This window comes from Collinsella aerofaciens, from assembly GCF_015553355.1.
Taxonomy (GTDB): domain Bacteria; phylum Actinomycetota; class Coriobacteriia; order Coriobacteriales; family Coriobacteriaceae; genus Collinsella; species Collinsella aerofaciens_V.
The window spans coordinates 55,729-82,447 of sequence record NZ_JADNGN010000005.1 but is presented as its reverse complement, the minus strand read 5'-3'; the positions used below and the strand labels follow the sequence as shown (position 1 = coordinate 82,447).

18 protein-coding genes, 2 tRNA genes and 1 pseudogene are annotated in these 26,719 nt (G+C 63.1%); 4 read left to right on the top strand and 17 right to left on the bottom strand.

Annotated elements, in window-relative coordinates:
* Positions 1 to 285 precede the first annotated feature (285 nt).
* Together thrS and I2D57_RS02725 are read right to left on the bottom strand one after the other, a co-directional pair.
* Positions 286 to 2,049 (bottom strand): threonine--tRNA ligase, encoded by a 1,764-nt coding sequence (gene thrS / locus I2D57_RS02730; RefSeq protein ID WP_195361377.1) that lies wholly within the window; start codon positions 2,047 to 2,049, stop codon positions 286 to 288.
* A gap of 216 nt (positions 2,050 to 2,265) precedes the next feature.
* Positions 2,266 to 2,697 (bottom strand): double zinc ribbon domain-containing protein, encoded by a 432-nt coding sequence (locus I2D57_RS02725; RefSeq protein WP_055251579.1) that lies wholly within the window; start codon positions 2,695 to 2,697, stop codon positions 2,266 to 2,268.
* 407 nt (positions 2,698 to 3,104) lie between these two features.
* On the opposite strand from I2D57_RS02725, the gene I2D57_RS02720 reads away from it, so the two are divergent.
* From I2D57_RS02720 to I2D57_RS02705, 4 genes are all read left to right on the top strand, one after another.
* The gene (locus I2D57_RS02720) at positions 3,105 to 4,559 is read left to right on the top strand and encodes an NAD(P)/FAD-dependent oxidoreductase (protein WP_195361376.1); all 1,455 of its coding nucleotides are present in this window, start codon (positions 3,105 to 3,107) and stop codon (positions 4,557 to 4,559) included.
* A gap of 1 nt (position 4,560) precedes the next feature.
* Complete coding sequence (locus tag I2D57_RS02715) at positions 4,561 to 5,913, top strand: NAD(P)/FAD-dependent oxidoreductase (RefSeq protein WP_195361375.1); 1,353 nt, start codon at positions 4,561 to 4,563, stop codon at positions 5,911 to 5,913.
* A 3-nt stretch (positions 5,914 to 5,916) separates the two neighbouring features.
* Entirely contained in the window at positions 5,917 to 6,327 is a 411-nt protein-coding gene (locus tag I2D57_RS02710) for a DUF1667 domain-containing protein (protein WP_195361374.1), read from the top strand.
* A gap of 227 nt (positions 6,328 to 6,554) precedes the next feature.
* Complete coding sequence (locus I2D57_RS02705) at positions 6,555 to 7,643, top strand: M24 family metallopeptidase (protein ID WP_195361373.1); 1,089 nt, start codon at positions 6,555 to 6,557, stop codon at positions 7,641 to 7,643.
* A gap of 267 nt (positions 7,644 to 7,910) precedes the next feature.
* On the opposite strand, the gene I2D57_RS02700 is transcribed toward I2D57_RS02705, so the two are convergent.
* From I2D57_RS02700 to selA, 15 genes and pseudogenes are all read right to left on the bottom strand, one after another.
* Entirely contained in the window at positions 7,911 to 9,254 is a 1,344-nt protein-coding gene (locus I2D57_RS02700) for a bifunctional folylpolyglutamate synthase/dihydrofolate synthase (RefSeq protein WP_195361372.1), read from the bottom strand.
* A 277-nt stretch (positions 9,255 to 9,531) separates the two neighbouring features.
* Positions 9,532 to 12,228 (bottom strand): valine--tRNA ligase, encoded by a 2,697-nt coding sequence (locus I2D57_RS02695; RefSeq protein WP_195361371.1) that lies wholly within the window; start codon positions 12,226 to 12,228, stop codon positions 9,532 to 9,534.
* 284 nt (positions 12,229 to 12,512) lie between these two features.
* Positions 12,513 to 13,919 (bottom strand): ATP-dependent Clp protease ATP-binding subunit ClpX, encoded by a 1,407-nt coding sequence (gene clpX, locus I2D57_RS02690; RefSeq protein ID WP_195361370.1) that lies wholly within the window; start codon positions 13,917 to 13,919, stop codon positions 12,513 to 12,515.
* Between the two features lies 1 nt (position 13,920).
* On the bottom strand, positions 13,921 to 14,541 hold the full coding sequence (locus I2D57_RS02685; protein WP_022095182.1) for an ATP-dependent Clp protease proteolytic subunit: 621 nt from the start codon (positions 14,539 to 14,541) through the stop codon (positions 13,921 to 13,923).
* A gap of 163 nt (positions 14,542 to 14,704) precedes the next feature.
* On the bottom strand, positions 14,705 to 16,006 hold the full coding sequence (tig, locus tag I2D57_RS02680; RefSeq protein ID WP_270225965.1) for a trigger factor: 1,302 nt from the start codon (positions 16,004 to 16,006) through the stop codon (positions 14,705 to 14,707).
* Between the two features lie 88 nt (positions 16,007 to 16,094).
* Positions 16,095 to 16,178 (bottom strand) — tRNA-Leu (locus I2D57_RS02675).
* 140 nt (positions 16,179 to 16,318) lie between these two features.
* On the bottom strand, positions 16,319 to 18,508 hold the full coding sequence (locus tag I2D57_RS02670; protein ID WP_411161250.1) for a xanthine dehydrogenase family protein molybdopterin-binding subunit: 2,190 nt from the start codon (positions 18,506 to 18,508) through the stop codon (positions 16,319 to 16,321).
* Positions 18,509 to 18,706: 198 nt separating this feature from the next.
* A pseudogene (locus I2D57_RS10070) lies at positions 18,707 to 19,075 on the bottom strand ((2Fe-2S)-binding protein); the annotation flags it as partial.
* A 74-nt stretch (positions 19,076 to 19,149) separates the two neighbouring features.
* Positions 19,150 to 20,052, bottom strand: coding sequence for an FAD binding domain-containing protein (locus I2D57_RS02665; protein WP_324249184.1), 903 nt, complete (start codon positions 20,050 to 20,052; stop codon positions 19,150 to 19,152).
* Between the two features lie 258 nt (positions 20,053 to 20,310).
* Complete coding sequence (gene gdhA / locus I2D57_RS02660) at positions 20,311 to 21,666, bottom strand: NADP-specific glutamate dehydrogenase (protein WP_195361367.1); 1,356 nt, start codon at positions 21,664 to 21,666, stop codon at positions 20,311 to 20,313.
* A 257-nt stretch (positions 21,667 to 21,923) separates the two neighbouring features.
* Positions 21,924 to 22,319: a DUF3343 domain-containing protein gene (locus tag I2D57_RS02655; protein WP_195361366.1), complete on the bottom strand. Its 396-nt coding sequence runs from the start codon at positions 22,317 to 22,319 to the stop codon at positions 21,924 to 21,926.
* A 15-nt stretch (positions 22,320 to 22,334) separates the two neighbouring features.
* Positions 22,335 to 22,967 carry a molybdenum cofactor guanylyltransferase gene (gene mobA / locus I2D57_RS02650; RefSeq protein WP_195361365.1) on the bottom strand — a complete coding sequence of 211 codons (633 nt, stop codon included), beginning with the start codon at positions 22,965 to 22,967 and terminating at the stop codon, positions 22,335 to 22,337.
* A gap of 154 nt (positions 22,968 to 23,121) precedes the next feature.
* A tRNA-Sec gene (locus I2D57_RS02645) sits at positions 23,122 to 23,218 on the bottom strand.
* A 36-nt stretch (positions 23,219 to 23,254) separates the two neighbouring features.
* A complete protein-coding gene (selB, locus tag I2D57_RS02640) occupies positions 23,255 to 25,222 on the bottom strand; it encodes a selenocysteine-specific translation elongation factor (RefSeq protein ID WP_195361364.1) in 1,968 nt (655 codons plus the stop codon).
* The gene (gene selA, locus I2D57_RS02635) at positions 25,219 to 26,676 is read right to left on the bottom strand and encodes an L-seryl-tRNA(Sec) selenium transferase (RefSeq protein WP_229055582.1); all 1,458 of its coding nucleotides are present in this window, start codon (positions 26,674 to 26,676) and stop codon (positions 25,219 to 25,221) included. Before selA ends, selB begins: the two co-directional genes overlap by 4 nt.
* Positions 26,677 to 26,719: the final 43 nt, after the last annotated feature.

Genomic DNA, 26,719 nt, shown 5'->3' with positions numbered 1-26,719 from the left:
GGGTATCGGGTTCCCACATTCATCCGTACATGTACGGATGAATGTGGGAGGTGTTCGGATGAAGTCGATAATCAAGGAGATGTACCTACTAGCAGTACATTTTGTGTAATCTGGGCAAACGCTGATTAATTGCTCGTATAATGTCGTCTGTCGAAAGATACAAAAACCTGTACCTTTTTGTGCAACAAAAAAAGCCGCTCAACCAGCGGCTTTTCTTATTTGGGCATGAAAAAGGCGACCGCCCTTTGTGGACGGTCGCCTTTGTTAATTGTTGTGAAGTTTGCCTTAGGCGCGAGTCTTGATCTCCTCGGTCACCTTGGCAACAAACTCGTCAACGCTCATCTGAACGGTCTCGTTGGAGCGATCACGGACGGAGATGTTGCCGGCCTCGACCTCCTTCTCGCCCAGGATGAGCATGTAGGGCACACGGTCGATGCTGCGGGCCTCGCGAATCTTGTAGCCGATCTTCTCGTCGCGGTCGTCGCAGACAACGCGGATGCCGGCCTCCTCCAGCTTGGCGCACACCTCGTGGGCGTAGTCGCGGCTCTTCTCGGAAACCGGAAGCGCCTTGACCTGCACAGGAGCCAGCCAGGTGGGGAACTTACCCGCAAAGTGCTCAATCAGAATACCGATGAAGCGCTCGATGGAGCCAAAGCATACGCGGTGCAGCATGATGGGGCGCTTCTTGGTACCGTCGGCGTCCACGTACTCCAGATCAAAGTTGAGCGGCATCTGGAAATCGAGCTGCACGGTACCGCACTGCCAGGTGCGGCCGAGCGAATCCTCCAAGTGGAAGTCGATCTTGGGGCCGTAGAAGGCGCCGTCGCCCTCGTTGACCTCGTAGTCCATGTGCAGCTGCTCCAGAGCGGTGCGCAGGCCCTCCTCGGCGCGCGCCCAATCCTCGTCCGAACCCATGGAGTCCTCGGGGCGGGTGGAAAGCTCAACATGGTACTTAAAGCCAAACTTCTGGTACACGGAGTCGATGAGGTTGACCACGCCCACGATCTCGTCGGTCAACTGGTCGGGACGCACAAACAGGTGGGCGTCGTCCTGGTTAAAGCAGCGTACTCGGAATAGGCCGTGCAGGGCACCGCGCAGCTCGTGGCGGTGCACAAGGCCAATCTCGCCGGCACGAATGGGCAGCTCGCGGTAGGAGTGCGGCTTGGAGGCATACACCAGCACGCCGCCCGGGCAGTTCATGGGCTTAATGCAGTACTCTTCGTCGTCGATGACGGTGGAGTACATGTTGTCCTTGTAGTGGTCCCAGTGGCCCGAGGTCTTCCATAGCTGCTTGTTCATGATGAGCGGCGTGGAGATCTCCACGTAGCCGGCCTTGTGGTGAATCTCGCGCCAGTAGTCCAGCAGCGTGTTCTTAAGGATCATGCCGTTGGGCAGGAAGAACGGGAAGCCGGGGGCCTCGTCGCGCATCATAAAGAGGTCCATCTCGCGGCCGATCTTGCGGTGGTCGCGCTTCTTGGCCTCCTCCAGCATGTGCATGTGCTCGTCGAGCTCTTCCTTGGTGGCAAAGGCGACGCCGTTGATGCGGGTGAGCATCTTGTTGTCCTTGTCGCCCTTCCAGTAAGCACCCGAGACGCCGGTGAGCTTAAAGGCCTTGAGGGCCTTGGTGTAGCAGATGTGGGGGCCGACGCACATGTCGATGTAGTCGCCCTGCTGGTAGAAGGTGATGCGGGCGTCGTCGTCAAGGTCGCCGATGTGCTCGACCTTGTACTTCTCGCCGCGCTCCTCCATAAGGGCGATGGCCTCGGCGCGGGGCTTCTCGTACACGGTGAACTTGAGGTTCTCCTTAACGATCTTCTTCATCTCGGCCTCGATCGCGGGGAAGTCGTCCTCGCTGATCTTGACGCCCTCGGGCAGGTCGACGTCGTAGTAAAAACCGTTGTCGGTCGCGGGACCGTAGGCAAAGTCGGCCTCGGGATAGAGACGCTTGATGGCCTGCGCCATGATGTGCGCGGCGGAGTGGCGGATGACGTGCGTGACCTCGTCCTGCGGGAGCTCGGCCACCGAACCGTCATTGTAGAGTGCCTTCATGGGTATGTTTTCTCCTCTCGGATGCCTGATGCAAGTGCGTGCGATGCGCTCGGCGTTTTTGACTTGCATCATTATAGGCAGGTTGCCTTGGTATACAAGCGCCCGCCGCACCTTAATGGCACGGCGGGCGATTTTCTACGCATGCTTCATCGTGTGGGGGCGGGGCTGTGGGGCGCGCGGCGCCCGTGGCTTGCGACCGGCCCGGCGATGGATGCGTTACTGGATGCGAGTTCGGCAGTAGGGGCAGACCTTCCAGTGCGCATCGAGCGGGCGATGGCAGCTGGGGCATACGTTTCGAACCTGGGTGTCACACACCGGACAGACGACGAAGTCCTTCTCGATGGGCGCGCCGCACTGCGGGCAGGTGCCGTACTGGGCAAGCTGGCGCTCGCGAAGGGCCATGTCCAACTCCTGCTCCTCGCGGTCGGACGCGTAGGAGTGCGGGCGCAGGACCAGATAGGCGATGAGGCCTACAAACGGGATGAGGGCGATGATGCCCCATGCCACGTAGGCGCTGGCGCCGCGGCGACGAGCGTCGATGAACACATAGACAACCGACAGCACATACAGGGCGATGATAAAGCCAACGAAGGCATAGACGACGCCCATAAGCTGCGGCGACATGAGCTCAGAGATGTACTTGGACATTGAGGTGTACCTTTCGGAATATTAACAGTCCGGTTAAGTTTACCACGGGGTTTGTTTATATGGGACTACGGCTAGGGGCGGGGCTGGCGCGGACACAAACATCTCAATCTGTAACAGTTGGGAACGGAATTCAGGTCTAGATGTTACAGACCAAGACAAACGGAGGACCCGCCAGACTAACGTCTCAATCTGTAACATCTGGAACCGAAATCCTCGTCTAACTGTTACAGATCGAGACGAACGGTTGCCGTAGTTGTCGGCAGACGAGGTTGTCGACGTTGCCGGGTCTCCCCTCACCTGCCGTTGGCGGGTGTTGCGGGGCTGTTCGCCGCATTGCCGCCCTGCTGGGGGTGTGTAGACCGTAGGATGTTCTTATTGACAGCCTGTCAACTCGTCTGGGAGGCACTGTGGCTGAAACGTTTGATATCGCGATTGTCGGCGCGGGCATCACGGGATGCGCCATCGCGCGGCAGCTCGCGCGATTTGAACTGTCCATTTGCGTGGTCGAGGCGGCTAACGATATTGCGCTGGGCGCGTCGAAGGCCAACGGCGGCCTGGTGCACGCCGGCTACGATCCGGCACCGGGCACGGTTAAGGCGCAGGTCAACGCTCGTGGTTGCGAGTTGTACGGTGCGTGGGCGCAGGAGCTGGGCTTTCTGTTCTGCCGCACCGGGTCGATGGTATTGGGCTTTAACGACGAGGACCGCGCGCATCTGGAGCAGCTGCTGTGCAACGGCCTTGCCAACGGTGTGCCCGAGCTGTCAATCGTCGGACCCGACCGCATCCACGAATTAGAGTCGCGCGCCAGTGCCGATGCGACGTGCGCGTTGTGGTGCCCCTCGACCGGATTTGTCGACCCATTTGAAGTGGCTATCGCCGCGCTGGAGAACGCTGTCGCCAACGGGGTGACGTTTATGAGGTCCGCGCCGGTGGAAGCGATTAAAGTCGCGGACTCGGGCGACGACGCACGCTTTACGCTGGCAACGCCCGCCGGCGACGTGCGCTGCAGCTACCTGATCAACGCCGCGGGCAACGGCGCCGCCGACATCTCGCATATGGCGGACGCTGAGGAATTCCAGATGGTCTGGCGTCAGGGCAACATCGTGGTGCTGGACAAGGAGCCGCGCACGCTCATGCCGCTCTACCCCGTGCCGACACCGGTGTCGAAGGGCGTTATCGTGACGGGCACTGTGCATGGCAACACCGTGATTACCGCGACCGCCGCCGTGCGCGAGCCGGGCGACACGCAGACCTATGCGAGCGATGTGAAGGCGCTGCTGACCGGCGCGCGCAAGCTGGTGCCCGATCTGGATACGCGCCGCGTGGTGCGCGCATTTGCCGGCGGGCGTCCGGTCATTCAGGGAACGAACGACTTCTTCATTGGACAGTCGGCCGTGGTGCCGGGGCTTTTCCAGGCGGCGGGCATTCAGTCCCCGGGTGTGGCGAGCGCGCCGGCCATTGCCGAGCGTATGGAGCTTGTGATGCGTGAGGCGGGCGTGGAGCTGCACGAGCGGGCAGACTGGAACCCAATTCGCCGCGCGCCGGACGACTTTGACCGCGCGCCGCTTACGCGCAAAGAAGAGCTCATCGAGTCCGACCCTGCATGGGGGCAGATCGTCTGCCGCTGCGAGACGGTGCCCGAGGCCGAGATTGTGGCCGCGATTCGGCGCCAGCCGGGCGCAGTTTCGGTCGAGGGCGTCAAGCGACGCTGCCGCGCCGGCATGGGTCGGTGCCAAAGCGGCTTTTGCCAGAGCCGCGTGGTTGCGATCCTTGCTTGCGAGTTGGGCTGCGACCCCAGCGAGGTGCTGTTGGAGGATGCCGGATCTTGGTTGGTCGAGGGACCGCTAAAAGGGGTGCGTTAGGATGGCGACGTTTGATATGCGCGACGAACGTGCGGAGGCCGGAACTGTAACGTCGGTGTCGACGCAGGCCTTCGACGTGGTCGTTATCGGCGGCGGACCTGCCGGCATGGCGGCCGCGATGGCCGCGCATAAGGCCGACGCGCGCGTGGCCATCGTGGAGCGCGAACAGCACCTGGGCGGCATCCTGCGCCAGTGCATCCACACCGGCTTTGGCCTGTCGCACTTTAAACAGGAGCTTACCGGTCCCGAGTACGCGCAGCGCCTTATCGACCAGGTGCACGCAACCGACATCGAGTTGTTCCTGAACAGCATGGTGATTGGGATTGATTCAGGCGAGCCTACGGAAGACGCAGCACTCCACACCGTCACGCTCATGAGCCCCGCCGGCATGCTACAGCTCACCGGACGCGCGGTCGTCCTTGCCATGGGGTGCCGCGAGCGCACGCGCAGCGAGATCAAGATCCCCGGCAGCCGCCCCGCCGGCGTATTTACGGCCGGCCTGGCGCAGCGATACATCAATATCGAAAACCTCAAGCCTGGCTCGCGCGCCGTCATTTTGGGTTCGGGCGATATCGGGCTGATCATGGCACGCCGCTGCACGCTCGAGGGGATTTCGGTCGAGGGCGTGTACGAGCTCATGCCGTACGCCAACGGCCTGCGCCGCAATGTTAAGAACTGTCTGGACGACTTTGGCATTCCGCTGCACCTGTCCACTACCGTGACGCGCGTGATCGGGCACGATCGCGTGGAGGCCGTCGAGGTGAGTCAGGTCGACGAGCACCTGGCACCCATTCCGGGGACCGAGCGCATTGTTCCGTGCGACACGCTGCTGCTTTCGGTGGGCCTGATTCCCGAAAACGAGCTTTCGGTGGGCGCGGGCGTTGAACTTGACCCGCGCACGCGCGGCGCCGTGGTGGACCAGAGCCTGCAAACGGGCGTGCCGGGCATCTTTGCCTGCGGCAACGTGCTGCACGTGCACCACCTGGCCGACAACGTGACGACCGAGTCCGAGAGGGCTGGCGCAGCTGCAGCGGCGTATGCGCTGGGGACCGCCGCGGGCGCCGTTACGGACTGCGAGCTCACGGTCTCCCCCGCCGGCATTGCAGGCTACGCGCTACCGGGACGCATTACGGCGGCGGCACTCACGAAGCTCAACTTCCGCGTACGCCGACCGGTCGATGCCGCCCGCGTGTGGATCTTGGCCAACGGCGAGGAGCTGTTCGCCAGCAAGGTCCGCGCGTTTAAGCCGAGCGTTATGGAAAGCTTCCCACTGCCGGCAAAGGTCATCAAACAAGCGCTCGATCTGGGTGCCAGCGAGATTGTCCTTTCCGTCGATCCCGTCGAGGAGGCATAGACTATGAGCGATAACGTGATCGAAACGCTGCAGTTCAACTGCACGACCTGCCCATCCGAGTGCCTCCTGACCATAGAGGTAGAGCGCGACGCCAATGGCGCCGTGGTGGAAGTGCGCTCCGTAACCGGTAACAACTGCCCGCGCGGCGATAAGTTCGCACACCAGGAGCTCACCTGCCCCATGCGCGTGCTCACCACCACCGTGGCCGTCTCCGGCGGCGATGAAGCCCTGCTCCCCGTGCGCACCGCCGAAGCCATCCCGCTAGAGCTCCACGCCCAAGCCATGGATCTCATCCGAGGCCTAGTCGTCAACGCCCCCATCCGCATGGGCAACGTCGTCCTACCCAACCTCCTAGACACCGGTACCGACCTCATCGCCAGCATGGACATCGACCGAGCCCAAGTAGCTAATTAGGGACGGGGCACTTTTAGCTACTCCACCATCCGCCCGGTCCTCCTCCGCAGTTGCGGTGAAATACGGACTGTTTTATGGCTTTAGGCCGCTAAACAGTCCGTATTTCACCGTAACTTATGAGGGCCGCATGGGATGCAAAGGAGTGTCCCAAGGTGCCGGCATAAAAGGAACGTCCCTATGTGCCGGGCATGGGATACCATGGTGGCAGCCTAGCGAAAGGATGTTTCATGGCACATGTCGATGACCGGCGCGTGGCGCGCGTGCTCGATGCGCTCGAGGCTCAGCACCCCGGCGCACAGCTGCTCGTAAACGACCCATGGTCGATCTATTACCTGACCGGTTTTTATGCCGATATGTTCGAGCGTTTTTGTGGCGTGCTGCTCACACGCGGTAGCGAGCCGGTGGTCCTAGTCAACGCCCTGCACCAGCTGCCAGAGTATGACAATGCGCGCGTCGCCTATCACACCGATACCGATGTCGTGACCGACGCCATCGCACGCGAGGTCGATCCGAACAAACCGCTCGGCATCGACACCGTCATGCGCTCCGGCTTTTTGATGCCCCTCATGGAGCGCCACGCCGCGAGCGAGTTTTTCCTAGGCGACTTTGCCGTTACTGCCGCGCGCACCCACAAAGATGTCGCCGAGCAGGAGCTTATGCGCGTGTCCTCGGCCGCCAACGATGCCGTGATGGCCGACGCAATCAAGCTTGTCCACGAGGGCGTGACGGAGCGCGAAATTGCCGACCAGATGCTCGGCCTGTACCGCAAGCACGACTGCGAGGACTTTAGCTTTCCGCCTATCGTAAGCTTTGGCGCCAACGCCGGCGACCCGCACCACGAGCCCGACGACACCGTGCTCAAGCGCGGCGACGTGGTTCTGTTCGATATTGGTGGGCGCCATCGCAACTATTGCTCGGATATGACGCGCACGTTCTTTTGGGGCGAGCCGGACGAGGAGACGGCACGCATCTACGACATCGTGCGCCGCGCCAACGAGGCTGCCGAGGCGCTCATCGCACCGGGTGTGCGCATGTGCGACCTGGATCGCGCCGCGCGCGACGTGATTGAGGACGCGGGCTACGGCAAGTACTTTACGCACCGCCTGGGTCACTCGATCGGCCTGCAGGACCACGAGCCGGGCGACGTTTCGCTCGTCAACGAGCAGGTCATAGAGCCGGGCATGACGTTTTCCATCGAGCCGGGCATCTACCTCCCCGGCCGCACCGGCGTCCGTATCGAGGACCTGGCCCTGGTCACCGAGTCCGGTGTCGAGATCCTCAACGCCTACCCCCACGAGGCTGTGCGCCTAGACTAGCCAGCCTAACAATGTGACAAATGTGACAAATGCGGCAAAGGGGCTGTCTCTTTGCCGCATTCTGATTAGGCAGCGCCACGAAAACGGCCCATCTACTACTTTTATCCCGCATGGGTCGACCATACCCGTGTTTTCGCAAAGACGGCAAGCCTTCTACCTGCGGTTTTGTTTTCGCGCTTTTCGGTGTGTTCGGGGGTAGTCGGTAAAAAGTAGTAGATAGGCCTATTTCGTGGCGGGCAGCCAAAATCAACTGCCCGGCGAGTGAGGTTAGCGCAGCAGGCAGGCCACTTCGCCGGCTAGGGTGATGGTGCCGGCGGCTACGAAGGGCTCGCCAGCAGCCTCGAAGGCGGCGAGAGCCTCGGACACGCTGGGATACACGCCCGCGAGCTTGTCGGCGTCAACAAGGGCGGCGAGCTCCCCTGCCGGCAGGGCGCGATCGGAATCGGTCTGCGTCACGACCACGCGCGGGAAGGCCGGAATCAGCACGTCGACGATGCCCGCCACGTCCTTGTCAGCCAGCGCGGCGCACAGCAACATGGGGCGATTCTCAACGCACGGATCGATCTCGTCCAGTGCGCTCACAAAGTTCTCGCAGCTCTGGGGGTTATGGCAGGCGTCAATCAGCTTGAGCGGATCGGTCCCCAGCACATCAAAGCGACCCGGCGTGGGGCAACCCATGAGCGAAGCATCGAGTGCGTCGTGGTCGAGCTCGCGGCCCAGATAGCCCTCGCACAGCATGATCGCGCACGCGGCATTCTGCGGCTGATACGCCGGCTTCACCATGCTCGACGTATAGATCGCACGCGGCGTGGTACAGCTAAACTCCACCGTATCGCCCACGTGCTGCGGCACCTTAGTCGTGGCGTGGCTCACCACAAGCGGCACCACGTCGCACTCGTGGCAGCGAGTATCCATCACGCGCTGGACGCTCGCCTCATGCGTGCCCTCGCCCAGCACAACCAGGCGTCCGGGCTTGATGACCGCGGCCTTCTCCCCCGCAATGGCCTGGAGCGTGTCGCCCAAAATGCGCGTGTGATCGAGTCCGATACCCGTAATGGCAACGGCAACGGGATCGGTCGCGCTCGTGGCGTCCCAACGCCCGCCCATGCCGACCTCGAGCACAGCGACATCCACCGCGGCCTCGGCAAACACCACAAGCGCGGCAGCCGTTAGCAGGTCAAACGGGGTGATGGTATAGGCGCGCTCCCCCGCCGGCTCACGATGCGCATTCACGCGACGGCCCGCCTCAACTGCGGCAGAAACACCGCGGGCAAAGGCCTCATCGTTCACGACGCGGCCATCGACCTCCATGCGCTCGGGATAGCGAACAAGCTGCGGCGACGTATACAGCGCAGTCTTGAGCCCCTCGCCGCGAAGGATGGCGGCCGAAAAGCGCGTGGTCGAAGTCTTGCCATTGGTACCGGCAACCTGAATACAATCGAAATACTCGTCGGGACGCCCCAGCTCATCGAGCATATCGATGACCGTCTCGAGCAACGGGCCAGCATCCCCAGAAATCCGTCCCGTATCGGCAGCAAGCCCCACAGCATCATCAAACGAAAGCAACTCAAACGAGAACGGCACACAATACAAGCCAGAACGCTTAGCCATAACCAAAGTCCCATCAACATAAAAAGAGGCCCATCAAAACAATGAGCCCCTCGCGTTCAAAATATCAGCCACAATCCGCTTGCAGCAGAGTCAAGGCCACAACCCAGTGGCCCTGACAAACCAGATGCAAACAGCCACGTAAACGAACTAGGAGCGGGCCGACGCTTTGCTCGCCGCAAGTTCCGCACGCAAAGGACAGCACTTAATGTGCTGTCCGTCTTGCGCAGGACTGTCCGCAGCGGAGAGCAAAGCGTCGGGACGCGCCCCTCAGTACGTCTTACGAGAAGTCAGCAACCTGCGAGGTCAGCGCCGCCAGGATCTCCTTGAGCTCAGCTGCACGGTCCCTCTTCTTCTGGACCACCGCGGGCGCGGCCTTAGCCACAAAGCCCTCGTTGGCCAGCGTCTTCTCGCAGCCGGCAAGCTCCTTCTGAGCCGCAGCGATCTCCTTCTCCAGGCGCGCCTTCTCGGCCGAGAGGTCGACCTTGCCCTCGAGCACCACAAAGGCCTCGACGCCGCTGTCGACCACGGCGATGCTTGCGGCCGGCTTCTTGACGTCGGTACCCATGACCAGCGAGGCGGTGTTCGCCAGCGGCTCGATGGCCGAGCGCAGGCTCTCGAGCTTCTCGATATCCTCGGCACCGGCGCGCACGACCACGTCGAGCTCGGCCTTGGGGCTCAAGCGATAACGCGAACGGGTGGCGCGAGCGGCAGACACCACGGTGCGGCACAGCTCAAACGCACGCTCGGCGTCCTCGTCGACATACTTGGCGTAGTCGGCGGGCTCGGGCCACTTGGCGATCATGAGCGCCTCGGCGCGGTCCACGTTGCCCTCGGCGTCCAGGTCGAGCACGCTCGCCGGCATGTTGTCCCAGATCTCCTCGGTGACAAACGGCATGAGCGGGTGCATCAGGCGAATGGAGGTGTCGAGTACAAAGATCAGGTTGCGCTGAGCCTGCAGACGGCCCTCGCCCTTCAGGCGGGCCTTGGTGACCTCGACGTACCAGTCGCAGACCTCGTTCCAGAAGAACTGCTGCACGCCGCGGGCCATGTCGCCAAAGGTGTAGTTCTCGATGCCCTCGGTGACCATCTTGACGGCCTTGGCCAGGCGGCTGAACATCCAGGCGTCGGCCGGCGTCTCCACGACGGGCTCGCCGGGCGTGTAGCCCTCCATGTTCATGAGCAGGAAGCGGCTGGCGTTCCAGATCTTGGTCACAAACGACTTGGCCTGCTCGGTGCGCGGGCTGTCGATGAGCTGCTTGGTCTTCTTATCGATGTTCGCGTCGAACTTGACATCCTGGTTGTTGGTGCACAGCGTCAGCAGGTTGTAGCGCATGGCGTCGGCGCCGTACATGCCAATGAGGTCCATGGGGTCAACGCCGTTGCCCTTGGACTTGGACATGCGGCTGCCGTCCTTGGCCAGAATCGTCGGATAGATGACGACGTCCTTAAACGGCACCTCGTCCAGGAAGTACAGCGAGCTCATGACCATGCGGGCGACCCACAGCGCGATAATGTCGCGCGCGGTGACGAGCGCCGTCGTGGGGTGATGGCCCTCGAGCAGCTCCGGCTTTTGCGGCCAGCCCTGCGTGGCGAAAGTCCACAGCTGCGAGCTAAACCAGGTGTCGAGCACGTTCTCGTCCTGATGGACGTGATGGCCGCCGCACTTGGGGCACACGTCGGTGTCCTCGGTAAGGGCGTCCTCCCAGCCGCAGTCCTCGCAGTAGAACACGGGGATACGGTGGCCCCACCAAAGCTGACGGCTGATGCACCAGTCCTTGAGGTTCTCCATCCAGGTGGTGTAGGTCTGCGTCCAGCGCGCGGGGTGGAAGGTGACCTTGCCGGAGTTGACGGCGTCGAGCGCCGGCCCTTTGAGCTTGTCGACGGCGACGAACCACTGCTCGGACAGCCACGGCTCCAGGGCGGAATCGCAGCGGTAGCAGTGCATGACGGAGTGGTCGTGATCGTCGACGTGATCGAGCAGGCCGTGCTCGTCGAACCACTTGATGACGGCCTCGCGGCACTCGTCGCGGTTCATGCCGGTGAACTCACCGTAGCCCTCGACGACCACCGCGTGCTCGTCAAAGATATTGATCTGCGGCAGGTCGTGTGCCTGACCCATGGCGTAATCGTTGGGGTCGTGGGCCGGGGTAACCTTGACGAAGCCGGAGCCGAAGTTGGCGTCGACGTGCCAGTCCTCAAAGATGGGGATCTCGCGGTCGACGATGGGGAGCTTGACGGTCTTACCCACAAAGGCAGCCTTCTCGGGATCCTTCGGGGAGACGGCAACGCCCGTGTCGCCGAGCATGGTCTCGGGGCGCGTGGTGGCGACGACGATGTAGTCCTGGCCGTTGACCGGCTCGGTCAGCGGGTAGCGCAGGTGCCACAGGTGGCCCTTCTCGTCCTTGTACTCGGCCTCGTCGTCCGAGATAGCGGTGGTGCAGTTGGGGCACCAGTTGACGATACGCTTGCCGCGGTAGATCAGGCCGTCGTGATACCAGTCGCAGAACACCTTGCGCACGGCCTGGGCGTAGTCCTCGTCCATGGTGAAGCGCTCGTTATCGAAGTCGACGGAGCAGCCCATGCGCTTGATCTGCTCAACGATGATGCCGCCGTACTCGTGGGTCCAGTCCCAGCAGGCGTCGACAAACTTATCGCGGCCGATCTCCAGGCGGCTGATGCCTTCGCTCTTGAGCTTTTTGTCGACCTTGGTCTGCGTGGCGATACCGGCGTGGTCGGTACCCAGCACCCAGCGCGTGGACTTGCCGCGCATACGGGCCATACGGATGATGGCGTCCTGGATGGAGTCGTCGGTGGCGTGGCCCATGTGGAGCTTGCCGGTCACATTGGGAGGCGGAATGGTGACGGTGCAGTCGCCCACGCCCTCGCGGCGCTTGTAGTAGCCGCCGTCGAGCCACTTCTGCAGGATCGCCGGCTCGTTGGTCGACGGATCGTAGTTCTTGGGCATTTCTTCCATATATCTCTCCCTTGCCCGTCGGCGTGTCCGCCTGCTTGGTTTTCGCTCGGTCAGGTCCTGGCTCGCACGAAGAGCACATTAAGTGCTCTTCGGCTCGTGCGGAATCTACGAAAACCAAGCAGGCGGACACGCCTTAGGTATCGATTACTTCAGTCTGAATCGACTTCGCTGAGGCTTAAACAAACACACAGAATACCACAGGTAGTTGGGGTTATTGCGTATCTATAAAATAGCCTCCGACCGCGGGTGGTCGGAGGCTATTTGCAAACACGCTTTAGGCTGGTTTAGCCGTAGATGCGCTGGGGCTGCTCTTCGCCCTTGACGGAGGCTTCGGTCACAACGACCTTGGAAACACCCTCCTCACTGGGCAAATCGAACATTGTCTGCTGCAGCACGTCCTCGCAGATGGAGCGCAGGCCGCGGGCGCCGGTCTTGCGGGCGAGCGCCATGAGGGCGATCTCGTGCAGGGCCGCATCCTCAAACTCAAGCTCAACGTCCTCGAGCTGGAACATCTTACGATACTGGCGCACCACGGCGTTCTTGGGCTCGGTCAGAATCGACACCAAGTCGTCCTCGTCAAGCGCCTGCGTCTGGGTGACGACGGGCGTACGGCCCACGAACTCGGGGATCATGCCAAAGGCGTTGAGGTCCTGCGGGAGCACCTGACGCAGCAGGTCGTTCTCGTCGACCGAGGTGGGGCCGGCGATCTCGGAGTTAAAGCCCACGCCCTTGTTTCCCACGCGATCGGCGATGATCTTGTCCAGACCCACGAAGGCACCACCGCAGATGAACAGGATGTTGGTCGTGTCGATCTGCAGCAGCTCCTGCTGGGGATGCTTGCGGCCGCCGGTGGGCGGAACGCTGGCCACCGTGCCCTCAAGGATCTTAAGCAGCGCCTGCTGAACGCCCTCGCCCGAAACGTCGCGGGTGATGGAGAGGTTCTCGGCCTTGCGGGCGATCTTGTCAATCTCGTCCACGTAGATAATGCCAACCTGCGCGCGCTCGATGTCGCCATCGGCGGCGTTGATGAGCTTGAGCAGGATGTTCTCAACATCCTCGCCCACGTAACCTGCCTCGGTAAGCGCGGTGGCGTCGGCAATGGCAAACGGCACTTCGAGGATGCGCGCGAGCGTCTGGGCCAGCAGGGTCTTACCGGTACCGGTGGGACCGAGCAGCAGGATATTGGACTTGGCGAGCTCCACCTCGTCCATATCGTCGTCGAGCTGCGAGTCCAAGCCGTCGTCAAAGGCCGAAAGCGCGGCGCCGCCCTCGATCACGCGGCGATAGTGGTTGTACACGGCCACCGACATGGCGCGCTTGGCGTCCTCCTGGCCCATGACATAGGCCGAAAGCTCGTCATAGATCTCGTGCGGCGTCGGCACGTGCGTAATGACCTGGCGGTCGTCCTCAAGCTCAAAGCCCTCGGTCTCCGGGTCCACGGCGGGCTGGGATGCAGCCTGACCGTGGTCGTTGAGGAAGCCTGGCAGCTTGCCGTTGCGGGCAGCGTCCATAAAGTCCGAAGCCAGCGACTCTTCCAGAATCTCAGAGCAGGCAGCAACGCACTCGTCACAGATAAAGATGTTGGTCGGGCCCTTTACGAGACGGCGTACCTGCCCCTGCTCTTTTCCGCAGAAGGAGCAGCGGATGGGGTTGCCGTTCTCGTCAAAATTGTCCTGCATGTTACCTGCCATCCTAGGCGTCCTTCGCGGCGAGATCGCGCGAGGTGACGATGCGGTCGATCAGGCCGTAGTCGAGGGCCTCGGCAGCGGTCAGGTAGTTGTCGCGCTCGGTGTCGGCCTGGACCTTCTCGATGGGCTGACCCGAGGCGTCGGACAGGATCTGGTTGAGCTCGCGACGGGTCTTCTTGATCTCCTCGGCCACGATCTCGATCTCGGTCTGCTGACCCTGGGCACCGCCGCTGGGCTGGTGAATCATGACCTTGGAGTGCGGCAGGCAGAAGCGCTTGCCCTTAGCGCCGGCCGAAAGCAGCACGGCAGCCATGGACGCGGCCATACCGACGCAGATGGTGGAGACCTGCGGCTTGATGAAGTTCATGGTGTCAAGAATCGCCAGGCCGGAGTAAACCTCGCCACCGGGCGAATTGATGTAGAGCGAGATATCCTTCTCGGCATCCTGGCTCTCAAGATGCAGCAGCTGGGCAACGACCAGATTGGCGCTGACGGAGTTGATCTCCTCGCCCAAGAAGATGATGCGGTCGTTGAGCAGGCGCGAATAGATATCGTAGCTGCGCTCGCCGCGCGGCGTCTGCTCGATAACGTATGGCACGAGGGCGGAATCGAACTTAGCGATCATACGCATCTCCATTTCTCTCTTGCGGACCAAATTGGTTCTAGATAAACGTACGGTGCCCGCATGCTATGCATTGGCTGGCACCGTACGAAGCAACCGGATAACCGGCTTATAACTTTACCCCATCACGGGCGCGTGCATGCGCTCGCGGGCAAGGTGGCGAGAATTACTCGGCGTCCTTGGCGGTCTCGTCGACCTCGGTCACCTTGGCGTTCTCGACCAGGTGGTCGACGGCCTTGGAGCGACGAATGGACTCGCGGACGGCAGGCATGCGGCCATCGGCGATGAACTCGGCCTTGGAAGCCTCGACGTCCTTGACGCCGGCCTTCTCGAACTCGGCGTTGACGTCGTCCTCGGTGACCTCGATCTTGAGCTCGCGGGCGAGGGCGTCGAGAGCCAGGGACTCACGGGCAACGTCATTGGCCTGCTTGTGCAGGTCGCCGATGAACTGCTCCATGGTCAGGCCGGAAGCGGGCAGCCAGGTGTCCAGCGTCATGCCGCGGGCAGCGAGGTTGGACAGGAAGTTCTGGCCAAGCTCCTCAAAGACGGACTGCTCGTAGTCGGCATCCATCTCGTCGAGCTGCAGGCGCTCGGCGAGAGCGGAGACGCAACGGTTCTCCTTCTCGGCCGGAAGGCGGGAAGCCTTGTCCTGCTCGATCTCGATCTTGATGGCGTCGCGCATGGCGTCGATGCTGTCGAAGCCAAAGTCGGACTTGACGAGCTCGTCGGTGAGCTCGGGGGTGTTGCGGACCTTGATGCCCTTGACGGTGACCTCGACGGTGTGGGTCTCGGCCTCCTCGCCCTCCTCGACCTCGTCGGTCCAGGTGACGGTCTTAACGTCGTCAACGTTAGCGCCGATCAGGGCCTCGTTGAACTCCTTGGGGTTGCTGTCGCTACCGGCGATGAGCATGCGGCCCTCGGCGGCGAAGTTGTCGGCGTTCTCGACGGCCTTGAGGTCGACGGTAACGTAGTCCTCGGCCTCAACAGCGCGGCCCTCGACGTCCTCGAAGGTGGCACGGTAGTTGAGGAGCATCTCGACCTGGTTGTTGATCTCGGACTCGGTGACCTCCGCAGGGGGCATCTCGATCTCGACAGCGTCGAAGGAGGAGAGCTCGGCGGCGGGACGCAGGGAGAACTCGACGGTGTAGGTGTAGTCCTCGTGATCCTTGGCGAGGTCGAGCTCCTTGTAGTCACCGTTCTTGGTGGGGACGATGTCCAGCTCGTTGAGGACGGCAGGCTCGTTGGCGGCGATCAGGTCGTTGGTGGCCTGAGCGAGGGTAGCCTCGGCGCCAAGAGCGGAGTCGATGACCGGACGGGGAGCCTTGCCGGCACGGAAGCCCGGGAAGCGGTACTTCTTGGCGGTGTCCTTGTAGGCCTTCTTGATCGCGGCGTCGACGTCGGCGGCCGGGATGGTGACCGTAGCGGTGAGCTTGGCGTCCTTGACGTCAGAAGCGGTGATGTTCAACACGTTCCTCCTCATACTGCCCAGCTTATCTGAGGTGCTGGTACCTTTATGCAACAAAGTGTCGCGACGGCCAGGGCCGACGCAGGTGCGATGGTGCGGGCGAAAGGACTCGAACCTTCACGGGAATCCCACCAGAACCTAAATCTGGCGCGTCTACCAATTCCGCCACGCCCGCATGAACGCACAGACTAGGAATGATAGCAGATACGAACGGCAAGCGCACGCACACCTTTTACAGGCTCACGACCTCACCACGAGTACAAAAGGCGGGGCGAGTTACCCCGCCCCGCCCATTACGACTTGTTCGCTGACCCGCTACTCCCCCAGCAGGGCCTTCTCGGGCGTGATCGGCAGCGAGCGAACCTGATGTCCGGTGGCGTGTGCCACGGCCGAGGCAACGGCGGCGAGCGGCGTGTTGATGACGACCTCGCCGATCGACTTGGCACCAAACGGACCCGTCGGCTCGTAGCTCGGCTCAAAGGCCACGCGAATGCTGCCGATATCCAGGCGCGTGGGCAGCTTGTAGCTCATAAAGTTGCCGGTGCGCAGGCGGCCGCGCTCATCGTGCTCGACGATCTCGTAGAGCGCGTGGCCGATACCCTGGGCAATGCCGCCCTCGGCCTGGACGCGCGCGAGCGCCTCGTTGATAACGGTGCCGCAGTCAACGGCAGCGGCGTAATCCACCACGGTCACCTTGCCGGTGGCCTTGTCGACCTCGACCTCGGCAATGCCGGCCATAAACGGCGGAGGCGAGACGGGCAGGCAGGCAGAGGCGTGCGAGGTGAGTGCGTCGCCGCCCGCGATGTTCTTGACGCACAGGTTGGCAAAGTCGCGCAGCGTGAGGTAGCGGTTCTGCTCGCGCGCGGCACGCTCGTCGGACAGGCGCACGTACTGACCATCAAAGACCACATCGGCGGCGTCCACGTCCCACATCTGGGCGGCCTTGGCGCAAATCTTCTCGCGCAGCTCGGTCGCGGCGTCCTTGGCGGCAAGGCCCGTCACGTACGTGCCCGAGCTCGCGTACGAACCGGCGTCGAACGGCGACACATCGGTGTCCACGCCGCGCACCACGATAAGCGAGCTCTCCACGCCCAGCTCCTCGGCGGCAATCTGCGCCAGGATCGTGTCGACGCCCATGCCGTTATCGGTGGCGCCGGTGCCGATGGTAATGAAGCCGTCCTCTTCCAAGCGCATGTCGATGCCGGCGATATCCACGTTGGAGATGCCCGAGCCCTGCATGGTGAGCGCACAGCCCAGAGCACGCACACGGTCGCCTAGGTCGACGGCTAGCGGCTTGTCGCGCCAACCGATCATGTCCATCGCGCGCAGCAGGCAGCGGTCGAGCGCGCAGGCGTTGAGCTTCTCGTTGTAGTACTGCGGCATGATCTCGCCCTCGCGCACGATGTTCTTAAGGCGCAGGTCGGCGGGGTCCATGTGCAGCATGTCGGCGAGCTCGTTGACGGCGCTCTCCACGGCAAACTGGCCCTGGGTGGCACCGTAGCCACGATACGCGCCGCCACGGTTGGTATTGGTGTAGACGGCGTCCCAGCTAAAGCGGCTCGCCTTCACGTGGTTGTAGATGGGCAGGCTCTTGTGGCCCGAAAGGCCAATCGTCGTGGTAGCGTGCTCGCCATACGCTCCGGCGTTGGACAGCGTATGCAGATCGATGGCCGTGATGGTGCCGTCGTTCATGGCGCCCAGCTTAACGGTCATCTGCATCTGGTGACGCGAGTTGCCCGCGGTTATGGTCTCCTCGCGGGTGTAGCAGCAGTAGCTCGGACGGCCGGTCTGCTGCGTCACGAACGCCACGAAGATCTCGCAGCAGCCCGTCTGCTTAGAGCCAAAGCCGCCGCCGATGCGCGGCTTAATGACCTGCACCTGCGACTGAGGGATGTCGAGCGACTGCGCGATCATGCGACGCACGTGGAAGGGTACCTGCGTGGAGGTGGTCACCGAGATGCGGCCGAACGCATCGGTCGTCGCGAAAGCGCGGAAGGTCTCCATGGGCGCGGTCTGCGTGGCCTGGCTGGTGTAGGTGCGCTCAAAGACGATGTCGCTCTGGGCGAAGGCCTCGTCCAGATCGCCATAATCGCTGGTACCGCTGCACACCAGGTTGCGCGGGACATCGCCGCCCTGCGGGAACATAAAGGTCACGTCGCCCTCGGGGTGGACCACGATGTCGTTATCGAGCGCCTGGGTAAAGTCGAGCAGCGGCTCAAGCACCTCATAGTCGACCTTGATGAGCTTGAGCGCCTTGTCGGCAGCCTCCTCGGTCTCGGCGGCGACGATCGCCACCTCCTCGTTTTGGTAACGGACGAGGTTCTCGAGAATCAGGCGGTCGCAGGGACTCGGCTGCGGATAGCTCTGGCCGGCGATGGTAAAGCGGCGCTGGGGCACGTCCTCGTAGGTGTAGACGCCCACCACACCGGGCACCTTCAGGGCGCGCGACGTGTCGATGGAGCGGATCTTGGCGCGGGCATACGGGCTGCGCTTGAGCTTGACGATCAGGGCGCCGGCGGGTACCAGGTCGCCCGTATAGACGGGACGACCCTCGAGCAGCGCCTTCGAGTCCTTCTTGGGCTGCTTGTGAGTGATCTGCTTGTAAGAGACACCGTCGCAGCTGGTGTCGTTGACCGGCAGCTCGGGTATCTCAAAGCCCACCTGCACGCCGGAATCGTTGAGAAAGCGGACGATGGCGCGCAGCTGGCTCTCGTAGCCGCTGCAACGGCAGAGGTTGCCAGCGAGCTGGCGCGAGAGCTCCTCGCGCGTGGCGACGAGGCTCGGGTCCTCCTTGGCGGCGCGGGCGAGCGCAAGCACGTTCATGATAAGGCCGGGTGCGCAAAAACCGCACTGCTCGGCGCCTTCGGCAGCCATTGCGCGGGCGAGCGCCTCGGACTCGGCCTTGAGGCCCTCGAGCGTGGTGATGGAGCGGCCCTCGACGCGCGCGGCGGGAACCGAGCAGCTCAGCACCGGGTCGCCATCGAGCCACACCGTGCACAGACCGCAGTTGGTGGTTTCGCAGGCACAGCGCACCGACGCGCAACCCTGCTCACGCAAAAGCGAAAAGAGCATGGTGTCGGGGGCAATCTGGACCTTGACCTTGCGGCCATTGAGCGTAAAGGAAAGATCGATGAGTTTGGCAGCCATTAGCGCACCTCGCTAGAATCGACGCCGGGCACGCGGCGGCAGGAATACTCGTCCGTGGCGAACTTGGGGATCTGCACGGTCTCGAGCTCGTGGGCAAGCGCGGCCGAAAGCTCGATGCCCGCGGCACGGCGCACGGCTTGTACGGCAAGCGGGGCCGAGATACGACGACGGTAGTCGGCCGAACCCCACATGTTGGTGCCGTAGCTCAGCGCGCGCACGGATGTGGCAAGGGCTCGAAGCTCGTCCTCGGAAGGCTGCTCGCTCAACAGGCCGCACGCCTCGCCCTGCAGCAGGGTCGCACGCAGCGGGCGGGCACCCACGGTGAGGTGCCAGGAGTTATCCCACCAGGCGGCAGTGACGTTAAGCGAGGGGAAGTCGGTCGCGGCTTTGCGCACGGCCTCGTAGCTCGCGCGATAGTCGTGCTTAACGACCACGACGTGCTCGATCACGTCGCGCACGTAGCCCATGTCCACGAACTCGGCGAGCGGCACGCGACCGGCGCCCGTCAGCTCAACATAGGAATCGAGCGCGAGAAAGGCGGAGAGAACGTCCGAGAAGCCAAAGCGACCGTAGATGCTGCCGCCCACCGTGGCGGTATTGCGCAGCTGCACGCCCACAATGTCGTGGACAGCAAACTCAAAGACATTGTTGACAAGCGCGTTGAGCCCGGCATGACGCTCGAGCTGGCGCAGGGTGCACATGGCACCGATGCGAAACTCGGTCTCGGTCTCCTCGATCTGATCGAGTCCGCAGGCCGAAAGGTCAATCGCCGTCGCCACGCGACGCGAACCCAGGCGCATCCAGATGCCGCCGCCCACAATCTTGTTGTTGCGGTTCTTCTGTAAGAGCTCATAGGCTTCGGCCGCGTTTCCAACACGGACGTAGGTACCGAACTTGAGCACGTTCTCCCCCATCTCTTCACTTGTCCAGTACTTTTAAGTGTACCAAACGAGGGGCCGCACGCCGTCGAACGACAAGAACGCCACGTGGGACAAATTTATCAGTAGTTTTTGCCCCAGGGTCGCTTGCGGCAATAAGCTCGAACCAACTATCGCACCTGGGACAAGAACTACTGATTAATTTGTCCCACGCCTCCGGGAAAGAAAAGGCTCCCAGCTGCGATAGCTGGGAGCCTCATTACATGCTATGTCAGGCAGGGTTTAGCAGACGCCCTGGGCGAGCATGGCGTCGGCGACCTTCAGGAAGCCGGCGATGTTGGCGCCCATGACGAAATTGCCCTCCTCGCCGTACTCCTTGGCGGTGTCGTCCACGTTGTGGAACATGCCGCGCATGAGCTGCTCGAGCTTGCCGTCGACCTCCTCGAAGGTCCAGGACAGGTGCTCGGCGTTCTGGCTCATCTCCAGGCCGGACACGAGCACGCCGCCGGCGTTGGCAGCCTTACCGGGCATAAAGGCGACGCCGTTCTCCTGGAAGTAGGTCGTGGCCTCGATGGTCGTGGGCATGTTCGCGCCCTCGCCGACCACCTTGCAGCCGTTGGCGACGAGCGCTTGGGCGTCCTCGAGCAGCAGCGTGTTCTCGCGAGCGCAGGGCAGCGCGATGTCGCAGGGCAGCTGCCACACGCCGCGGCCGTCGCCCTCGTGCCACACGGCGTTGGGCTTCTCGTCAACGTACATAGCGAGCGTGACGCCCTTGTCGTGGCCGGAGCGCTTCTTGTTGTAGACATGCTCGAGCACGGTGTAGTCGATGCCGTCGGGATCCTCGACCCAGCCATGGGTGTCGGAGCAGGCCAGCACCTTGCCGCCGAGCTGAGCGACCTTCTGGACCGCGTAGATAGCGACGTTACCGGAGCCGTGAACGACGACGTTCTTGCCCTCGAAGGAGTCGCCGCGGCTCTTGAGGTACTCGTCCACAAAGTAGACCAGGCCGTAGCCGGTGGCCTCGGTACGGGCGAGCGAGCCGCCAAAGGAGAGGCCCTTGCCGGTAAGGACACCGGTCCACTCGTTGGTCAGGCGCTTGTACTGACCGAACATGTAGGCAACCTCGCGGCCGCCAACGCCCAGGTCGCCGGCGGGAACGTCGGTGTTGGGGCCAATGTGGCGATAGAGCTCGGTCATGAAGGACTGGCAGAAGTGCATGATCTCGTTGTTGGACTTGCCCTTGGGGTCAAAGTCGGAGCCGCCCTTGCCGCCGCCCATGGGAAGGGTGGTCAGGCTGTTCTTGAGGATCTGCTCCAGGCCCAGGAACTTGAGCATACCCAGGGTGACCGTCGGGTTAAAGCGCAGGCCGCCCTTGTAGGGTCCAATGGCAGAGTTGAACTCGACGCGGTAGCCGCGATTGACCTGGACCTTGCCCTGGTCGTCGACCCAGGGGACACGGAACATGACGATGCGCTCGGGCTCGACGAGGCGCTCAAGCAGGGCGGCCTCCTCGTACTCGGGATGGGCGTCGAGCGCCGGCTGGATGGTGCCGAGGATCTCGGTAGCGGCCTGGATGAACTCAGGCTGCTCGGGATAGCGGGCCTTGAGCTCGTCGAGAACTTTCTGCGTGTAGCTCATGCTTCCTCCAATTGATGGAAAAGAAAAATGTCGTTCGAGGCGCCCCATGCGCCGCGAGCTTTATCGAGTATGGATAATATCGCACTGTTGCAGCAAAGTTTCGCATAAGGCGACGAGCAGATGTTTCGTTTTGATTACGATGCAGGTAGAAGCGTTTTTGAGCACCTGACGTGCAAAACCTGTGTTTCAAACCTGTTTCGTCCACGTGTTCCAAACCACCACATTGGGGACAGGCACCTTTGTGGTGGTGTTGGTGGTTAGAGGACGAGCTGATGATAGTCGGCAGGGGTTATGCGGCCCTCGGTGGCGGCGCGGAAGGCGGCGAGCGCATCGCCCGAGAACGGCATGGCCCAGCATAGCCCGCAGCCGGCGGTAATGGAGCCGGGCAGCGGCATGATGCGCCCAGGAACACCGGCGGCAAGGCACAGCTGTTCGCATTCCATCACATCGAAGGTGCTGTCGAACGACACGATGATCTTGCGTTCATGGTCGAGAGCATCACCGGACGGGCCTTCGCGGTGTGCATCGCGATACGCCGCGGCGGCCGCTTCCTCTTCCGCAGTATGTCCACAGCCACCGCAACCGCAGGTACAGGGTTCGGACCCGTCGCAAGTGCAAGGTTCTCCCGTGTCGGGACAAATATCGTGAGACATGGCAACTCCAATCGTCTAGGCGAGCAGCTCGGCCGCCGCAAACTCCTCGGGTGTATTGACGTTTTCGAAGCAGAGCGTGGAGCCCGCGGCCTTAACGATCTGCGGCTCATCCAAATACCCGGCGTTCACCCGGTCGATCAGGCAGCGAATTCGCTGACGGTCACCGGCAAGCAGCTCGCAAGCGATCGGCACGCAGGCCTCGCGGCGCCAGACGGCGCACAGTGGCTCAATCCCCCGCTCCTCGCGCGGTACGCACACGTCGAGTGCCTCGGCCTCAACACGATCGGCGAGCGCGCCGATGAGTTCCGGCGAGACAAACGGCATATCGCAGGCGACGATCGCCACGAGCGGCAATCGGGCCGCGGCCAACGAGCTCGCGATGCCGCGCATGGCGCCCGCCGACCCTTCAAGGTCCGTCACCACACGCGGCACCAGGCCGCCAAACGCGTGCTCCTCAAGATAGGCAAGCTCGCTGGGACGCGAAGTCGTCACGACCAACTCGCCGGCAACTGGCGCCAGCCGACCCAGCACGCGCTCGATGAGCGGCTCGCCGCAAAAAGGCATGCGCGCCTTATCGCAGCCCATGCGCGAGGACAGCCCGCCCGCCTGGACGACACAAGAAAGATCGGCCCGTCTTACGGTAGTCATACGGCAAAACACCTCCATCGGCACGCTCGAAACCCGACACACGAAGCCAAATACCGCCGCAGAAATAGCAGCGCTACGAAAAGCTCGTGCAAAAACAAAACAGCGCCTTTGCGGCACGCAGCAAGACCGCGAGCACAAAAGCGCTGGTAGCGTATGGCGGGAACGTATGTGAATCGAACACATCCAAGACGTTTTGCACGCCTCGCAACGGTTTTGAGGACCGCGGAGCCCACCGGAGCCCATCCGTTCCCAAGTGCGGAGGTATTTTACCAAACCGAGCAGCCAATCTAGCGCAGGGAGCGCAGGCCGCCGGCATCCTTGTCGAGCACCGTAAAGCGCACGGCATCCAGGTGCTCCAAGATACTGATGGCACGTTTACGCGACACGCCCAGGGCCTCGCGCAGCACGCTCGTGGTGGCAGCGCCGCCGGCTGCCTCAACGGCGGCGGCGACGAGCTCACGCGCATGGGCCTCGGCGGCAGCGGACAGGGCAACGTCGCGCTCGACCTTAACGATCGCGCGTTTAAGCGAAAGCTCGCGCAGGGCACGCGTCATGGTGTCGCGGCCGAGCTGCAGCTGTTCGCCCACCTCGGGCAACGTCGGTGCATCCAGGCCGGCTTCGTCCAGCAAGGCAACGATACGTTCGCAGGCCTCGCGCACCACACGCGCCGCGGCGGCAGCGGAGTGCGGGTCGAACACCTCGGCGCCCTCGGCGGCGCACACGCCACGCGAGCAGCCCTCGGCAATCAGAGCCGCGGCAACGCCTTCATCAGCGGCAGGCCACGCAGCATGGGCAACGGCGCCGGGCGTAAAGCCCGTCTCCTTGGGAGCCGCCGCGTGCATGGCTGACAGGGTCGCCGCCAGTGCATCCATCGCGGCGTCGAGCACCACGGCGTCCGCCAAGAGGCCCGCATCGCCCGCGGCAAGCTTGCGAACGGAGCCCTGCGCCACCAATCCGCGCAGTGCGGCATCGGCCTCGCCAACACGAAGATCCAAAGCCTCGGCAACATCAACCGTCGTAACCGGCAGCGTCTGCAGCGCCAGCCAAGCGCCCACACCGCCCGCGATATCGCCGGCCTCAAGCGCCACATACAGCGCACGCTCTCCTTCGGCAAGCTCGCGCGAACGACGGCAACGCGAAAGCAGCACACGCCCGCCGCCAATAAGCATAACGGGCGAATACGACAGCACCACGGCATGGTCTCCGGCACACAGCGGCAGCGGGTCCTCCAGGCGCACCTGCACGGTACGGGTCTCGCCCACCGCCATGGGGGCCTCGCCCTCCAAAAGCATGATGCGGCCGACGACCTCGGCCGTGCCGGCCATCACATGCACACGCGCGCCCGACTCGAGCACGCGCGGCTTGGTGCCCTCGCGGCCCAGGTAGGTGAACGTCATCATAAAGCGCAACGTCTGGCCAAAGCGGTCCGCCACGCCCAGCATCTCGCCACGGTCAAGCGCTGCGACACCGTCACCAACTAGGTTGAGCGCCACACGCTGACCGGGAAGCGCCTGCTGCGTGTCGCCATGCACTTGGATCCCGCGTACGCGGCAGGCCGTGCGCGACGGCAGCGCGACGAGCTCATCGCCCACCGCAACCGGCGCATCGTGCAGTGTCCCTGTCACGACGGTGCCGGCGCCCTTGATCGTAAAGCAGCGGTCAATCGGCAAGCGCGGCGCAGCATCGGTGCGCTCGGCACGGTCGCGGCAGGAATCCCAGCAGGCACCGACCTGATCGTCAAGCGCGGCCAACAGCGTGTCAATCCCCTCGCCCGTCTTAGACGACACGGGCACAATTGGCGCGCCCGCAAACACAGTACCCGACAAAAAGTCATCGACATCGAGCTCGGCCAGATCAACCATCTCGCTATCGGCCAGGTCGCACATCGTCAGCGCGACCACCATATGCGTAACGCCCAGCAGCTCCAGCACATGCACGTGCTCGCGGGTCTGCGGCATCACGCCCTCGACAGCCGAAACCACCAGCACCGCCACGTCGATGCCCGTGGCGCCCTGCACCATGGCGCGCAAGTAATGCGCGTGGCCCGGCACGTCGACCAGGCCAACGATCTTGCCACTTGGCAGTGCCAGCTCGCCAAAGCCCAGCTCCACGGTCATACCGCGACGGCGCTCAACCTCCAGACGGTCGGGATTCTTGCCGGTCAACGCCTCGATCAGTGCCGACTTACCATGGTCAACGTGGCCCGCCGTGCCAACGATAACGGGACACTCCACCAGCGCTTTAACCTCACTCATCGAGCAATCGCCTTCTCAACGCACGCTACGAACGTCGATGCCGCCGTCTCGATATCGCGGTCACCCACGAGCGTGCGCACGTCAAACAGGACGCGATCGTGCGAGGCACGCGTGACGACCGGCGTGTCGAAATCTTGGACGAGCGAGCGCTTGAGCGCGTCGACGGACAGACGCCCGTCGACAGGGCAGACGGCCACACACATCGTAGGCAGCTCGACGGTAGGCAGCGAGCCGCCGCCGGGAGTCGACGACTCCTCGACGATCTCCACCTGCACGGCACACGGGCAGCCAGCCTTATCGAGGCCTGCCACCATCAGCTCGCGCAGCTTGCGTGCGCGACGCTCCAGATGAGCCTGCGGAAGCGTCAGCATGTTGAGCACCGGCACCTCGCGATGGGCCACATCCGCTCCATCCATGTAAATGCGCAGTGTAGCCTCGAGCGCCGTCAGTGCGAGCTTGCCCGGGCGCAGGGCACGCATAAGCGGATGCGACCCGCAGGCCTGGACCAGATCGCGACGGCCCATGATAATGCCCGCCTGTGCGGCACCGAGCAGTTTATCACCCGAGCACGACACGATATCGAGCCCCGCCGAGACCGAAGCCGGCGTGGTTTCTTCGCCTCCGCGCACCAAGATGTCGTCGGGCAACAGCGCGCCCGACCCCTGGTCCTCGTAGAACAGCAGGCCATGCTTGTGGGCCAGGGCGGCAAGCTCCCGAGAGCCCACCTCCTCGTGAAAGCCCTCGATGCGATAGTTGGAAGGATGGACCTTGAGGATCATGGCCGTATCGGGTGTGATGGCTTGCTCATAATCTGCCAGGTGCGTGCGGTTGGTGGCGCCGACCTCAACGAGCTTGGCACCCGAGGCCTCCATAACATCGGGGATGCGGAAGCTGCCGCCAATCTCGACAAGCTCGCCGCGACTGACGATGACCTCTTTGCCTGCGGCATGGGTCGCCAGCACCAGCAGCACAGCGGCGGCGTTGTTATTAACGACCAGCGCGTCCTCGGCACCGGTAAGCGAGCGGATCAGCTGCGCGGCATGTTCCTTGCGCGACCCACGCGAGCAGGTGTCCACGCTGTACTCGAGTGTGCTGTACCCGCGCGCGACCTCGGCCACGGCCTTTGCCGCCGACTCCGCGAGCGGGGCGCGGCCCAAGTTGGTATGGATGACCACGCCCGTAGCGTTGACGGCGGGGCGCAGGCTCGGCAACGCGGAGCGGTGCGCACGCCACTCGATGGCCGAGGCCAGGTCGCGCTTAGAGCGCGGGGCGGCACCGGCGCGAATGGCGGCGCGCTCCTCGTCGAGCTCGGCCGTGACGGCGGCATGCGCCACCGCGTCGCAGGTCTCCCCCGCCGCCTTCACAACCGGCCACTCGGCAAGCAGCTCGTTGACGGAAGGAATGGCGCGCAGGCGGGCGCGTACCTCATCGGACATGTTCTGGCAATCGCTCATGTGCGGCCTTTCAAAAGAAACGTGGATCAGTCGAATACATCAG

What these genes read in the sequence shown, in the direction of transcription:
- thrS (WP_195361377.1), bottom strand. Translation starts at nt 2,049, where the DNA reads ATGAAGGCACTCTACAATGACGGTTCGGTGGCCGAGCTCCCGCAGGAC.
- I2D57_RS02725 (WP_055251579.1), bottom strand. Translation starts at nt 2,697, where the DNA reads ATGTCCAAGTACATCTCTGAGCTCATGTCGCCGCAGCTTATGGGCGTC.
- I2D57_RS02715 (WP_195361375.1), top strand. Translation starts at nt 4,561, where the DNA reads ATGGCGACGTTTGATATGCGCGACGAACGTGCGGAGGCCGGAACTGTA.
- I2D57_RS02710 (WP_195361374.1), top strand. Translation starts at nt 5,917, where the DNA reads ATGAGCGATAACGTGATCGAAACGCTGCAGTTCAACTGCACGACCTGC.
- I2D57_RS02705 (WP_195361373.1), top strand. Translation starts at nt 6,555, where the DNA reads ATGGCACATGTCGATGACCGGCGCGTGGCGCGCGTGCTCGATGCGCTC.
- I2D57_RS02700 (WP_195361372.1), bottom strand. Translation starts at nt 9,254, where the DNA reads ATGGCTAAGCGTTCTGGCTTGTATTGTGTGCCGTTCTCGTTTGAGTTG.
- I2D57_RS02695 (WP_195361371.1), bottom strand. Translation starts at nt 12,228, where the DNA reads ATGGAAGAAATGCCCAAGAACTACGATCCGTCGACCAACGAGCCGGCG.
- clpX (WP_195361370.1), bottom strand. Translation starts at nt 13,919, where the DNA reads ATGGCAGGTAACATGCAGGACAATTTTGACGAGAACGGCAACCCCATC.
- I2D57_RS02685 (WP_022095182.1), bottom strand. Translation starts at nt 14,541, where the DNA reads ATGATCGCTAAGTTCGATTCCGCCCTCGTGCCATACGTTATCGAGCAG.
- gdhA (WP_195361367.1), bottom strand. Translation starts at nt 21,666, where the DNA reads ATGAGCTACACGCAGAAAGTTCTCGACGAGCTCAAGGCCCGCTATCCC.
- I2D57_RS02655 (WP_195361366.1), bottom strand. Translation starts at nt 22,319, where the DNA reads ATGTCTCACGATATTTGTCCCGACACGGGAGAACCTTGCACTTGCGAC.
- mobA (WP_195361365.1), bottom strand. Translation starts at nt 22,967, where the DNA reads ATGACTACCGTAAGACGGGCCGATCTTTCTTGTGTCGTCCAGGCGGGC.
- selB (WP_195361364.1), bottom strand. Translation starts at nt 25,222, where the DNA reads ATGAGTGAGGTTAAAGCGCTGGTGGAGTGTCCCGTTATCGTTGGCACG.
- selA (WP_229055582.1), bottom strand. Translation starts at nt 26,676, where the DNA reads ATGAGCGATTGCCAGAACATGTCCGATGAGGTACGCGCCCGCCTGCGC.